14 protein-coding genes are annotated in these 13,107 nt (G+C 66.9%); 11 read left to right on the forward strand and 3 right to left on the reverse strand.

All coding sequences use genetic code 11. The features are described from left to right. Nucleotides 1–213: 213 nt before the first annotated feature. Nucleotides 214–1,098 carry a LysR family transcriptional regulator gene (locus JW805_17220; GenBank protein ID MBN2973751.1) on the forward strand — a complete coding sequence of 295 codons (885 nt, stop codon included), beginning with the start codon at nucleotides 214–216 and terminating at the stop codon, nucleotides 1,096–1,098. Nucleotides 1,099–1,287: 189 nt separating this feature from the next. Here the strand turns inward: JW805_17220 and JW805_17225 are convergent, their stop codons facing one another. Next, complete coding sequence (locus tag JW805_17225; GenBank protein ID MBN2973752.1) at nucleotides 1,288–2,550, reverse strand: aspartate kinase; 1,263 nt, start codon at nucleotides 2,548–2,550, stop codon at nucleotides 1,288–1,290. Between the two features lie 57 nt (nucleotides 2,551–2,607). On the opposite strand from JW805_17225, the gene ubiG reads away from it, so the two are divergent. Beyond that, a complete protein-coding gene (gene ubiG, locus JW805_17230; protein ID MBN2973753.1) occupies nucleotides 2,608–3,357 on the forward strand; it encodes a bifunctional 2-polyprenyl-6-hydroxyphenol methylase/3-demethylubiquinol 3-O-methyltransferase UbiG in 750 nt (249 codons plus the stop codon). Here ubiG and JW805_17235 read toward each other — a convergent pair. Both JW805_17235 and JW805_17240 read right to left on the reverse strand, forming a co-directional pair. Next, nucleotides 3,335–4,363, reverse strand: coding sequence for a YihY/virulence factor BrkB family protein (locus JW805_17235; GenBank protein MBN2973754.1), 1,029 nt, complete (start codon nucleotides 4,361–4,363; stop codon nucleotides 3,335–3,337). The two genes, ubiG and JW805_17235, sit on opposite strands and share 23 nt — an antisense overlap. A gap of 75 nt (nucleotides 4,364–4,438) precedes the next feature. Further along, entirely contained in the window at nucleotides 4,439–4,810 is a 372-nt protein-coding gene (locus JW805_17240; protein ID MBN2973755.1) for a tRNA-binding protein, read from the reverse strand. A 48-nt stretch (nucleotides 4,811–4,858) separates the two neighbouring features. Here JW805_17240 and ung point away from each other — a divergent pair, with 48 nt between their 5' ends. From ung to JW805_17285, 9 genes are all read left to right on the forward strand, one after another. Then, nucleotides 4,859–5,542 (forward strand): uracil-DNA glycosylase, encoded by a 684-nt coding sequence (ung, locus tag JW805_17245; protein ID MBN2973756.1) that lies wholly within the window; start codon nucleotides 4,859–4,861, stop codon nucleotides 5,540–5,542. A 72-nt stretch (nucleotides 5,543–5,614) separates the two neighbouring features. Continuing rightward, nucleotides 5,615–7,099, forward strand: coding sequence for a hypothetical protein (locus tag JW805_17250; GenBank protein ID MBN2973757.1), 1,485 nt, complete (start codon nucleotides 5,615–5,617; stop codon nucleotides 7,097–7,099). A 134-nt stretch (nucleotides 7,100–7,233) separates the two neighbouring features. Then, a complete protein-coding gene (locus JW805_17255; protein ID MBN2973758.1) occupies nucleotides 7,234–8,121 on the forward strand; it encodes an alpha/beta fold hydrolase in 888 nt (295 codons plus the stop codon). 248 nt (nucleotides 8,122–8,369) lie between these two features. Beyond that, nucleotides 8,370–9,305, forward strand: coding sequence for a DnaJ domain-containing protein (locus JW805_17260; GenBank protein ID MBN2973759.1), 936 nt, complete (start codon nucleotides 8,370–8,372; stop codon nucleotides 9,303–9,305). A 9-nt stretch (nucleotides 9,306–9,314) separates the two neighbouring features. After that, complete coding sequence (locus tag JW805_17265) at nucleotides 9,315–10,286, forward strand: YihY/virulence factor BrkB family protein (GenBank protein ID MBN2973760.1); 972 nt, start codon at nucleotides 9,315–9,317, stop codon at nucleotides 10,284–10,286. 8 nt (nucleotides 10,287–10,294) lie between these two features. Next, entirely contained in the window at nucleotides 10,295–11,086 is a 792-nt protein-coding gene (gene fabI, locus JW805_17270; GenBank protein MBN2973761.1) for an enoyl-ACP reductase FabI, read from the forward strand. Beyond that, the gene (locus JW805_17275) at nucleotides 11,083–11,610 is read left to right on the forward strand and encodes a GNAT family N-acetyltransferase (protein ID MBN2973762.1); all 528 of its coding nucleotides are present in this window, start codon (nucleotides 11,083–11,085) and stop codon (nucleotides 11,608–11,610) included. Before fabI ends, JW805_17275 begins: the two co-directional genes overlap by 4 nt. Beyond that, nucleotides 11,607–12,671, forward strand: coding sequence for a chorismate synthase (gene aroC, locus JW805_17280; protein MBN2973763.1), 1,065 nt, complete (start codon nucleotides 11,607–11,609; stop codon nucleotides 12,669–12,671). Before JW805_17275 ends, aroC begins: the two co-directional genes overlap by 4 nt. Nucleotides 12,672–12,754: 83 nt before the next feature. Further along, nucleotides 12,755–13,093: a hypothetical protein gene (locus JW805_17285; GenBank protein ID MBN2973764.1), complete on the forward strand. Its 339-nt coding sequence runs from the start codon at nucleotides 12,755–12,757 to the stop codon at nucleotides 13,091–13,093. Nucleotides 13,094–13,107 lie beyond the last annotated feature (14 nt).

The following is a 13,107-nucleotide window of genomic DNA, read 5'->3' on the forward strand; positions in this document are numbered from 1 at the left end:
CGGTGGTTGACGCAGGCCAAAAAAAAAGGCCGATCCAAGGGGACCGGCCGGAAAGTTTTAGGAGAGGATGCCTGAAAGGCCCGCCCTATGTGCGCCGCAACAGGTCGTTGTGCAAGTGCGAAAGAAAACGAGTGACTTGCAATTTTTGCAACTGTGATACCGGTTGCATTGCAGTTTTGACAAACGGAGTTGTTGCGATGCACAATTCGCCCAATGCGTAGGCTGCCGCCCCTCACTGCGATCGAGGCGTTCGTCCAAGTCGCGCGGCTGGGCTCGATCAAGGCCGCGGCCGAAGAGCTGGCGTTGTCGTCGCCAGCGCTCAGCCGTCGGGTGCAGGCGCTGGAACGGTTCATCGGCAAACCGTTATTCGAGCGGCGGCACCAGGCGCTCAAGCTCAATCCCGACGGCGAACGCCTGCTTCAGGGCATCGCGCCTGCGCTCGACACCATGTCCGATGCGGTCGAAGCGATGACGAGCGGTGTCGAACTGTTACGCCTGCGGCTGGGCGTGTTGCCGCTGTTCGCCACACAGCGCCTGCTGCCGCGGCTGGGCGAGCTGAAGCGGCGGCATCCCGAGCTGCATCTGGACGTCGATACCGGGGGGCATGGCACCACGCGGCTGGGTGACGGGCTGGACGCTGCGATCGTCATTGCGCGCGAAATCGATCCGATGCTCTATGCCCGCCGACTCGACCACAACCGCGTCTACGTGATCGGCCACCGCTCGCTGATCGAGGGACCGAACCCAGTCACCAATCCCGAACAGTTGAGCCGGCTGACGGTCCTGCTCCACCGCGACATGCCCGAAACCTTCAGCGAATGGCGCGCGGCCGCCGGCTTTCCGGGGCTGGAGCCGTTGGCGTTCGATTATTTCGATTCTGGCTCGCTGATGCTGGAGGCGGCAGCGCAGGGGCTGGGCGTCGCGTTCATGCTCGAATCGCATTACGAGGCGGCGCATGATAGCCGCCTGGTCCAGCTGTTCGGCATCACCGTCGAAAGCGACTACAGCTACTGGTTCGTCTGCCGCCCGCGCGCACTCCAGACACGGCCGGTCCGGCTGTTTCACGACTGGCTGGTCGAAACCGTGGCCGCGGATTGACCAGCCACTCAGCGGCCAGGATCACGCTATTCCTACCCTACAAGGGGAGGGCCATGCGAAACATGGTGGCGGGGTGTCGCCGCGTGCGGTGTCGACCGCAGCTAACCCACCGGGACACCCTGCGTCAGGCCTTCGACCTGCCACCTCCCCTTGCCGGGGAGGAATGGTCATTTTCGGAGGGCAGCTGCGTCAGGCCGCGGGGTCTTCGGCATCCAGACCATAGGCCGTGTGCAGCACGCGGACGGCGAGTTCGGTCTCGTCTTCGTGAATCAGCACCGACACCTTGATCTCCGACGTGGTGATCGCCTGGATGTTGATGCCGCGCTCGCCCAGCGTCGTGAACATCTTGGAAGCGACGCCCGCATGGCTGCGCATGCCGACGCCGACGACGGAGATCTTGGCGACGCGGGTATCATGGACCAGCGACTCATAGCCGATGTCGACCTTCGCCCGGCCCAGCACGTCCAGGCTGCGTGCCAGATCGGACGACGGCACGGTGAAGGTCACGTCGGTCGATCCGGTCGAATGCGCGATATTCTGCACGATCATGTCGACGTTGATGTTCGCATCGGCCAACGGTGCGAAGACGCTGGCGACCGCACCCGGCTTGTCGGGGACCGAGGTCAGCGTGATCTTCGCCTCGTTCTTGTCGTGGGCGATGCCGGTGATGAGCTGGCGTTCCATGGCTTCCACTTCCTCTTCGCCGACGATCATCGTCCCCGGCAGCGTGTCGGCGGCGGGGGCGTCGTCGTCGACGAACGACGACAGCACCTGCACGCGGACGTTTTCCTTCATCGCGAGGCCCACCGAGCGCGTCTGCAGCACCTTGGCCCCGACGCTGGCGAGCTCGAGCATTTCTTCGTACGTGACGCGCTTCAGCTTGCGCGCGCGCGGAACGATGCGGGGATCGGTCGTATAGACCCCGTCGACGTCGGTGTAGATGTCGCAACGGTCCGCCTTCAGCGCCGCCGCCATCGCGACCGCGGACGTGTCGGAGCCGCCGCGGCCGAGGGTCGTCACCCGCTCGCCTGCCGCCAAGCCCTGGAAGCCGGGGATGACCGCGACCTCGCGGTTGGCCATCGCGCCGAGCACGCCCGTCGTCTCGATTTCGCCGATGCGGGCCGAGGCATGACCGTCGGAGGTGCGGATCGGCAGCTGCCAGCCGAGCCAGCTGCGCGCGGGCACGCCGATCGCCTGAAGCGCAATCGCGAGCAGGCCCGAGGTGACCTGCTCCCCGCTGGAGACCACCACGTCATATTCGCGTGCGTCGTACAGGGGCGAGGCTTCGCGGCAGAAACCGACCAGTCGATCGGTCTCACCCGACATGGCAGAGACGACCACCGCGACCTCGTTGCCCGCAGCCCATTCGCGCTTCACGCGGTTGGCGACCGAACGGATGCGTTCGATGCCCGCCATCGACGTGCCGCCGAACTTCATCACGATCCGTGCCATGCTATACGCCCGATCTGCCCCTTGGACCCCAGAGTGCGCGCCTGATAGGAGTGCGGCATGACCGACGCAACCGTAACAACCGCGACCATATCCGACGGCATCGACGCGCGCGAGGCCGCGCATTTCGGCAAGTTGGCCGCCGACTGGTGGAATCCTGCGGGCAGTTCGGCGATGCTCCACCGGCTGAACCCCCCGCGCCTGGCCTATCTGCGGGAGCGGGTGGACGCGCATTGGGACGGCGACAGCGCGAGCTTCACGCCACTAAAGGGCAAGCGCGCACTCGACATGGGGTGCGGGGCGGGGTTGCTGAGCGAACCGCTCGCCCGGCTGGGTGCCCAGGTGACTGCGGTCGATGCGGCGCCCGAGAATATCGGCGCCGCGCGGGCGCACGCCTCGGCGGTCGGGCTTGCGATCGACTACCGCGTCGGCACGACGGACGCGGTGGCGGGCGAGACGTTCGACCTGATCGTCAGCTTCGAAGTGATCGAGCATGTCCCCGATCCGGCCGCCTTCGTGTCGGCCCTTGCGGGCAATCTGGCGACCGGCGGCCTGCTGCTGCTCTCGACCCCCAACCGTACGCCGCTGTCGAAGCTGGCGATGATCACCATCGCCGAGGGGATCGGGCAGATCCCCAAGGGAACGCACGATTGGGAGAAGTTCCTGACGCCCGAGGATCTGGGCGGGCTGCTGTCGCGCGCGGGCCTGAGGGTCGTCGATACGCGGGGTCTGTCGTTCTCGCCAGCTGCGGGCTTTCACCTCAGCGACAATGTCGCGCTCGACTATTTCATCGCGGCGGTCGCCGCCTGACGCCGCGCCAGGCGATGATGGCGGCCAGCGCGAGGACCGCGACGTCGGCGGCGCCCGTCCTGCGCGACGACGCGACCGGGGGCGGCGCGGGGCTCGGGATCGCGGGCGTCCCGGCGGCAGCCTCGCCTGCGACCTGCCGTTCCAGCTCGGCGTTCAACTCGGCGCCGAGCAGGAAGACATAGGCGCTGAGCCATAGCCAGGTCAGCAGCACGATCACCGCCGACAACGATCCATAAGTCGCGCCGTAATTGCCGAAATTGGCGGCATAGAGGCCAAAGGCCGATGTGCCGGCGAGCCACAGCGCGGTCGCCCCGATCGATCCGGGCGATAGCCATACGAAGTGCGGCTGCCGCTGGGCGGGCCCGACGTAGAACAACAGTGCGGCCGCGGACATGACGAGGGCGGCGAGCAGGATATAGCCGCCCAGGCGGATGAGGATCAGTACCGCCTCCGGCGCGCCCGGGATCAGACTTTCAAGAAAGCCGATCATCGCGGTTGCCAGGATGGCAAGGAAGATCAGCGTCACACCCCCCAGAACGACACCGAAGTACAGCAGGTTCAAACGCACCAACCCGCGCGTTTCGCGGACGTCGTTGGCGACGTTCAGCCCCGCGATCACGGCGGACGCCCCCTTGGTCGCGCCGTATAGCGCGATGACCAGCGCGAGCGCGAGGCCCAGGCCCTGCTTGCCCTTCGACGATTCGACGACGGTCAGCAGCTGGTCCGTCACCACCGACGCCGCCTCGCGCGGAAGCACGCTGAAGATCGCGGTGATGTTTCGCTGAACCGTCTCCCCTTCGGCGAACAATCCGTAGCTCAGCACGACCGAGGCAAGCAGCGGGACGATCGCGGAGAAGGCATAGAAGGCCACGCCGGCCGCGATGATCGCGACATTGTTGTCGCCGGTGCGGGTCCAGGTCCGCTTGAGGATCGCCAGCCAGCCTTCCTTCGGCACCGCGAAGGGCGAGCGGGCGTCGATGCCCGCGGTATCGTCGGCATGGATCATCGCAGCCCCTTTCACATCCTCAACCGACGACTGGCGTATTCGTGCCCGCCGAACCATCCAAGCTGGATCAACGGGTCAGAATAGCCGTCCACCGTTCGGCACCGGCACGGTCGGGGTGACCAGCACGACCTTCCCATCGGCATCGGGAAAGCCGAGCGTCAGCACTTCACTCATCACCGGGCCGATCTGGCGTGGCGGAAAGTTGACGACGGCGGCGACCTGTCGCCCGACCAGGTCGTCGAGCGAATAATGCTCGGTGATCTGTGCCGACGACGTCTTGGTGCCGATCGTCGCGCCGAAATCGATCGTCAGCCGGTAGGCGGGCTTGCGCGCCTCCGGGAAGGGCCGCGCCTCGACGATCGTGCCGATTCGAATGTCGACGGCCAGGAACTGGTCGAAGCCGATCTGCGGGGCCGCGGGCGCGCTGCTATCGTGGGTCATGTGCATGGCGCCGCTCTGTTGCCATGCGCGCGCCCGATCGCCTACCCCTCGCCCATGGCCGACATCCGCCTTCACCCCAGCTGGCGCGAACCCCTGCAGCGCGAATTCGATCAGCCCTACATGGCCGAGCTTCAGCGGTTTCTCGCAGACGAACGGGCAGCGGGGGCGACGGTCTTTCCACCGGAATCCGACTGGTTTGCCGCGCTCGACCTCACGCCGCGCGACAAGGTGCGCGTCGTGATCCTGGGGCAGGACCCGTATCATGGGCAGGGGCAGGCGCATGGCCTCGGCTTCTCGGTCCGTCCCGGTGTCCGCGTGCCGCCGAGTCTGGTCAATATCTACAAGGAAATGGAAAGCGATCTGGGCATCCCGCGCGCCGACCACGGCCATTTGCGCCACTGGGCCGAACAGGGGGTGCTGCTGCTCAACACGACGCTGACCGTGCGGATGGGCAGCCCGACCTCGCACGCCGGGCGCGGGTGGGAGCAGTTTACCGACGCGATCATCCGGCTGGTCGACGCCGGCCCGCACCCGGTCGTCTTCCTGCTGTGGGGCGCGCACGCACAGAAGAAGGCGGCGTTCGTCGACACGACGCGTCACTGCGTCATCCGCAGCGCCCATCCCTCGCCCCTGTCGGCGCGCGGCGGATTCTTCGGCTCGCGGCCGTTTTCGCAGGCCAATGCCTTCCTCGCCGCCCATGGTCGCGGCACGATCGATTGGGCCTTGCCAGATGCTTGAGAGCGTGGTTCAAATTTCCTCTGACATAGATCATCTTTTCTGCTAAGCGCCTGTTTCGAGAGAGGAATTTTCATGAAGCTCAGGCGTATCGGGGCGGCGGCCTCCATTCTTGCTATGCTCGGTGCGTGTGGCGGCGGCGGCACCGGAACCGGAAGCGTCTCGGGGAGCTTCACCTCCAGCCCTGCGCCTTCGCCGACGCCAAGCCCGACCGCCAGCCCGTCACCGACGCCGACAGCGACCGCAGGCTGTTCCCTGCGCGAACGCCAGGACTGGGTCGCCGCGCAGTTGCGCGAATGGTACCTGTTCTACGAGACGCTGCCGACCACCCTGGACCCGACGCCCTATACTACCGTCGATTCCTATATCGATGCACTGACGGCGACCGCGCGCAGCCAGCGGCGCGACCGCTATTTCACCTACGTAACCTCGATCGCGGTGGAAAATGCCTATTACGCGTCGGGGGAGACGGCCGGGTTCGGTTTCCGCCTGTCGAACAACAGCACGACGCGCCGGACCTTCGTCGCCGAGGCGTTCGAGGGCGCGCCGGCGCTGAACGCGGGTGTCGATCGCGGTACCGAAATCCTCGCCATCGGCACCACCAGCGCCAATCTGCGGGCGGTCAGCGACATCATCGCGTCGGAAGGAGCCGGCGGGGTCACGACCGCGCTCGGGGCGAACACGCCCGGCACGACCCGCCTGTTCCGCGTCCGCAATCCTGCCGGCACCGTTTCCGAAGTGTCGATCGCCAAGGCGGACTATGCGCTGACTCCAGTATCGAGCCGCTATGGCTACAAGATCCTGGACGATAACGGGAAGAAGGTCGGGTACATCAACCTGCGCACCTTCATCTCGACCGCCAACGACGGGCTGCGCACCGCCTTTGCCGCGCTGAAGGCGGCGGGCGTGACCGAAGTCGTCATCGATCTGCGGTACAACGGCGGCGGGCTGGTGTCGGTCGCGGAGACGTTCGGCCGCCTGCTCGGCGGCAACCGGTCGACCAGCGACGTGTTCAGCTATACGACCTTCCGACCGGAAAAATCGTCGCAGAATAGCGTCGCCTATTTCGCGCCGCAGACGCAGTCGATCGCGCCGACCAAGATCGCGTTCATCGGCATGAGCGGAACGGCCTCGGCCAGCGAGTTGCTGATCAACGCGTTCATCCCGTATCTGGGGTCGAACATCGCGCTTGTCGGCAGCAACACCTATGGCAAGCCGGTCGGCCAGATCGCGCTCGACCGGGCCAGCTGCGACGATCGGCTGCGCGTGGTCGCGTTCGCGACGCAGAACAAGGATCGCTCGGCGGCCTATTTCGATGGGCTCGCGACGGTGGTGCCCAGGACCTGCCAGGCGACCGACGACTTCACCTATCCGCTGGGGGATGCCCGCGAAAGCTCGATCGCGGCGGCGCTCAATTTCCTCGGTGGGCGCAGCTGTACGCCGATCACCGCAACCGCGCAGACCAGCGCCGTTGCGCGCAGCCGGCCGGTCGGCAGCTTCGAGCTGCTGACGCCCGATCGCCCGAACACCGCGCAGCGCGAGGTGCCGGGCGCGTTCTGACGCTGCGAGCGTACGGCGCGGGAAGGGCGCCGTACGCTTGTGCCGGTCCTGATCGAGTACAGACCCTAGGCGCGGCGGTATAAGTCCAATACCGATGGTCCGACGGTCGCGTTCCGCTGCCGGGGAGCACGACCATGACCGCCATCACTGCCAACGGCATCACCCTCGAATATGAAGACGACGGCGATCCCGCGGCCCCGCCGCTGCTGCTCATCATGGGGCTCGGGGCGCAACTGACGCTGTGGCCCGTCGAGCTGGTCGCAGCGCTCACCGCGCGCGGATTTCGCGTCATCCGCTTCGACAACCGCGATATCGGGCTGTCGACCAAGTTCGATCGCGCCGGTCTGCCCGACTTCGCCCAACTGATGGCGGCGATGATGACCGGCCGGGTGTTTGCGCCGCCCTACACGCTCGGCGACATGGCCGCCGACGCGGTCGGGCTGCTCGATGCCCTCGCGATCCCCAGCGCGCATATCGTCGGCGCATCGATGGGGGGCATGATCGCGCAGCTCATCGCAGCCGACCACCCGGACCGGGTGCGGTCGCTCACGTCGATCATGTCGACAACCGGCAACCCGTCGCTGCCGCCCTCCAGGCCCGAGGCGCTGGCGGTCCTGACCGGCCGGCCGATGACCGGCGATCGCGAATCGATCGTCGCGCACGGGATGAAGACGGCGCAGGTGATCGGCAGCCCCGCCTATCCCTACGACCTCGATCGCCTGCGCGCGCGCGTCGAGCGCGATTTCGACCGCAGCTTTTCCCCCGCCGGCGCGATGCGCCAGATGGCCGCGGTCCTGGCCGACGGCGACCGTCGCGAGCGCCTGCGCCGGATCACCGCGCCGACGACCGTCATCCACGGCGACGCCGACCCGCTGGTACCGGTCGAAGGGGGACGCGACACCGCAGCGGCGATTCCGGGCGCGGAACTCGTCATCCTGCCCGGCATGGGCCACGACCTGCCCCTGCCGCTGATCGACGACATCGCCGACGCGATCGCGGCGACGGCGGCGCGGGCGCGGTAGATCAAGAAGGAAGAGTGTTTGGGCGCCCCTGTGGCGCGCAAGGCGCGAAGGCGCGAAGGCGCGAAGGTGTCCGACCCTTGGCTGCGCAGCAGCCCTTGTCTCTGGCGTTCGCAGGTCATCCGATCGCGGGCGTCGGGCAAGCCGTCTTGGCGCCTTTGCGCCTTGTGCCCGAAGGGCACACCGAAAATCACTTCTTCTTCGTCTGTTCTTCCTTAAATAGACCGAACCTACCGACACAGGGATATCGTGTGGCCGATCCTTACCAGACCTTGGGCGTCGCCCGCGGCGCGAGCGAAGACGAGATCAAGAAGGCGTATCGCAAGCTCGCCAAGGAGCTGCATCCCGACCGGAACAAGGACAATCCCAAGGCGTCCGAACGCTTCAGCCAGGTGACGCAGGCGTATGACCTGCTGACCGACAAGGACAAGCGCGCCCGGTTCGATCGCGGCGAGATCGATGGCGACGGCAACCCGACTGCGCCCTTCGGCTACGGCCCGCGCCCCGGTGCCGGCGCGCGTCCGGGCGGCGGGGGCTTCTCCGCCGACTTCGGGGGCGGGGATACCGGCGACTTTTCCGACATCTTCGAAAGCATCTTCGGCGGCGCCCGCGGTGGTGCCGGGGGCGGGTTCCAGGGCGGGTTCGGGCGTCGCCCGCAGCCCAAGGGCGCCAACGTCCCCTATCGCCTGACCGTCAGCTTCGAGGATGCCGCCGCCCTTGCCACCCAGCGAATCACGCTGCGCGACGGCAAGACGATCGACCTGAAGCTGCCCGCCGGGGTCGAGAGCGGCACCCAGATGCGCCTGTCGGGCAAGGGCGATCCGGGCCCTGGCGGCAATGGCGACGCGATCGTGACGATCGAGGTCGGCCAACACCGGTTCTTCACCCGCGACGGCGACGACGTCCGGCTCGACCTGCCGGTCAGCCTGGCCGAGGCGGTGCTGGGCGGCAAGGTGCCGGTGCCGACGGTCGAGGGCAATGTGATGCTGACCGTACCCAAGGGCGCGTCGTCGGGCAAGACGCTGCGACTGAAAGGCCGCGGTTTCCACAAGAAGGGCGGCGAGCGGGGCGACCAGCTGGTGACGCTGATGGTCGAGATTCCTGCCAATGATGCCGAGCTGATCGCGTTCGTCGAGGGTTGGTCGGGCCGGGATGCGGGGAACCCGAGGGCGCGCCTGGGCGTCTGACGCTCCTGGATGACCGATGTAATCGCCCCCCAGACGCCCGAAGCGCGCGCGCGGCACGGCGGACGCGCCCGTGCCCGGATGCAGAAGGAATGGAAGAAGCTCGGCCCCGGCAGCCGTGCCTGGGAAATCCTGAAGCGCGTGCTGATCGGCGTCTATAACGACGGCTTCATTCACGCCGGAAACCTCGCCTATCTGTCGTTGATGACGGTGTTTCCGTTCTTCATCGTGACGACCGCGATCGCATCGATATTCGGTCAGAGCGAAGAGGCGCAGCAGACCGTCGGCTCGTTCCTTCACGTGCTGCCCCCCGACGTCGCCGACATCCTGCGCAAGCCGATCGCCGACGTGCTGAGCGCGCGGACCGGCAATCTGCTGCTTCTCGGCGGGCTGGTGGGCCTGTGGACGGTCGGCAGCTTCATCGAGACGATCCGCGACATCTTCCGCCGCGCCTATGGTACCGTCTTTGCCAACCCCTTCTGGAAATACCGGCTGGGGTCGGTCGTGGTCATCGTCTGTTCGGTCGTGCTCGCGCTGGTCGCCTTCCTGATCCAGGGCGTGCTGACAGCGGCCGAACAGTTCATCTACCAGCTGCTGCCGTTTGCCAAAGGTGTCGCGGGGTGGATCGGGCTTAGCCGCGCGATCCCGGGTCTCGTGATGTTCGGCGCGCTCTACATGCTGTTCTATTCGGTCACGCCGGCGAAATATCGCTACTCGAATTGTCCCAAATGGCCCGGTGCGCTGTTCACCGCCGGTTGGTGGGTGTCGATGACCGCTTTGCTGCCCAAGATCCTGGGGCTGCTCGGCGGATATGACCTGACCTATGGCAGCCTGGCCGGCGTCGTCGTCATGCTGCTGTTCTTCTTCCTGATCGGCCTGGGCATCGTGTTCGGCGCCCACCTGAACGCAGCACTGGCGGAACCGCCCGCACCTGCGGTAGACGCCCCCGAAACGATGGCTGCAGCGGAAGGGTCGGCGGGGTGACGGGATTGATGCAGGGCAAGCGCGGGCTGATCATGGGCCTGGCCAACGACAAGTCGCTCGCGTGGGGCATCGCCAAACAATTGAGCGATGCGGGCGCCGAACTCGCGTTCAGCTACCAGGGCGCGGCGATGGAAAAGCGCGTACGTCCGCTCGCCGAACAGCTGGGTGTCGCCCGCCTGTTCGATTGCGACGTGTCAGACATGGACGCGCTCGACGCGACGTTCGACGCGCTGAAGGCGGAATGGCCGACGATCGACTTCGTCGTCCACGCGATCGTCTTTTCCGACAAGTCGCAGCTGCGCGGGCGCTATTACGACACCACGCTCGACAATTTCCTGATGACGATGAACATCTCGGCCTATTCGCTGGTCGCGGTGGCGAAGCGCGCGCGCGAGATGATGCCGAACGGCGGCTCGATCCTCACGCTGACCTATTACGGCGCCGAAAAGGTCATCCCGCACTATAACGTCATGGGCGTCGCCAAGGCCGCGCTGGAGACGAGCGTCAAGTATCTCGCGGTCGACTTGGGCCGCGACAACATCCGCGTGAACGCGATCTCGGCCGGCCCGATCCAGACGCTCGCCGCGCGCGGGATCGGCGATTTCAACTACATCCTGAAATGGAACGAGCTGAACGCCCCGATGCGTCGCACGGTCACGATCGAGGACGTCGGCGGCGCGGGGCTCTATATGCTCAGCGACCTGTCGTCGGGGGTGACCGGTGAAATTCACCACGTCGATGCCGGCTACAACGTGATCGGCATGAAGGCGGAGGACGCGCCGGACATCGCTCTGGCGTGAGCTACGCCATCCGCGCCGCGACCGGTGGGGACGTCGCGGCGATCGAGGCGTTGCTCGCCGCGGCATTCCCAGAACCGGCCGAAGCGATGCTGGTCCGCCGGCTGTGCATCGACGGCGACATGGTGCTGACGCTTGTCGCGGACGACGAGGATACCGGCGCGCTCGCGGGCATGATCGCGTTCAGCCGCATGACGGTCGAGGTCGAGGGCAAGCCCGTCCCTGCCGTCGCGCTGGCGCCGATCGCGACTGCCGCGGCGCATCGCGGGCGCGGCATCGCCGATCTGCTGGTCCGCACCGGCCTGCGCGACCTGAAGGCAGCGGGCGTCGTGCTGTGTTTCGTGCTGGGCGAGCCTGATTTCTACGGCCGCCATGGCTTTTCGGCCGATTGGGCGAAGGGCTTCGACAGCCCGTATGCCGGCGACTATTTCCTGGCCCTGCCGCTACAGGACGGGAAGATGCCGTGCGGGGTGCGCGGGGGCGCCGCCCATGCGATGGCCTTTGCAAGCTTGGGGGGACACGCGTGAGCTACAACACCTTCGGCCGCGTGTTCCGCTTTACGACCTGGGGCGAGAGCCACGGGCCGGCATTGGGCGTCGTCATCGACGGTTGTCCGCCGGGGATTGCCCTGAGTGAGGCCGACATCCAGCCCTGGCTCGACAAGCGCCGCCCGGGCACCAGCCGCTTCACGACGCAACGCCGCGAGCCCGACGAAGTTCGCATCCTGTCGGGCGTGTTCGAGGGCCGCACCACCGGCACCCCGATCAGCCTGATGATCGAAAACGTCGACCAGCGATCGAAGGACTATTCGAACGTCGCGCTCGCCTATCGCCCGGGTCACGCCGACTATGCGTATGACGCGAAATACGGCTTCCGCGATCACCGTGGCGGCGGGCGGTCGTCGGCACGTGAGACCGCGGCGCGGGTCGCGGCGGGCGCGGTCGCGCGGCTCGTCATCCCCGAAGTGACGATTACCGGCTGGGTCGAGGCGATCGGCGGCGATGTGGCGACCGGTTTCGACGCGAGCCAGATCAGCGAAAATCCCTTCTTTGCCGCCGACGCCGCAGCCGCGACGCGGTGGGAGGCGCTGGTCGATGGCGCGCGCAAGGCCGGATCGTCGCTCGGCGCGGTCGTCGCCTGCGAAGCCATCGGCGTACCCGCCGGCTGGGGCGCGCCGCTCTACGCCAAGCTCGATTCGGAACTCGCCGCCGCCGCCATGTCGATCAATGCGGTGAAGGGCGTGGAAATCGGCGACGGGTTTGCCGCCGCGGCGCTGTCGGGCGAGGCGAACGCCGATCCGATGCGGCCGGGCGCGGACGGTGCGCCGGCGTTTCTCGCCAACCACGCCGGTGGCATCGCGGGTGGTATCTCGACCGGCCAGCCAGTGCGGCTGCGGGTCGCGTTCAAGCCGACGAGCTCCATCCTGACCCCGGTGCCGACTATCAGCAACACCGGCGAAGCGACGGAAATCGCGACGAAAGGCCGGCACGATCCCTGTGTCGGCATCCGCGGCGTCCCCGTCGTGGAAGCGATGATGGCGCTGGTTCTGGCCGACCAGAAGCTGCTTCACCGCGCACAATGCGGGTAGGACGTGGCTGAACAGGGATAGGCGGACTCTCCTTTCGCTTCGTGGCGCGTTGATACGCTACGGAATTTCTAGGAGAGACGATCATGACGAAGCTACTGCTTGCCGGCCTTTTGGCCGCCGGCGCGTCGACGGCTGCCCTTGCGCAGACCACGACGCCGCAGACGACCCCGATGCCGGGCACGACGCAGACGGTACCGGCCACGCCGGCGACGCCAGCCAACCCGGCAACGCCGGCTGATCCGACGATGTCCCCGGCGACCCCGGCCGATCCTGCGACTCCGGCCACGCCGGCGGATCCGATGACGACCACCACCACGGATACGACGACGACAACAACCAGCACGCCGACGACCACCGACGATCCGGCGATGACCCCGACTGACGGCGAGAAGCCGAAGAAGGACAAGAAGCGTCCGCGCTAAGCGCTGACGTGCTG

The organism is Roseomonas aeriglobus, from assembly GCA_016937575.1.
Classification (GTDB): domain Bacteria; phylum Pseudomonadota; class Alphaproteobacteria; order Sphingomonadales; family Sphingomonadaceae; genus Sphingomonas; species Sphingomonas aerigloba.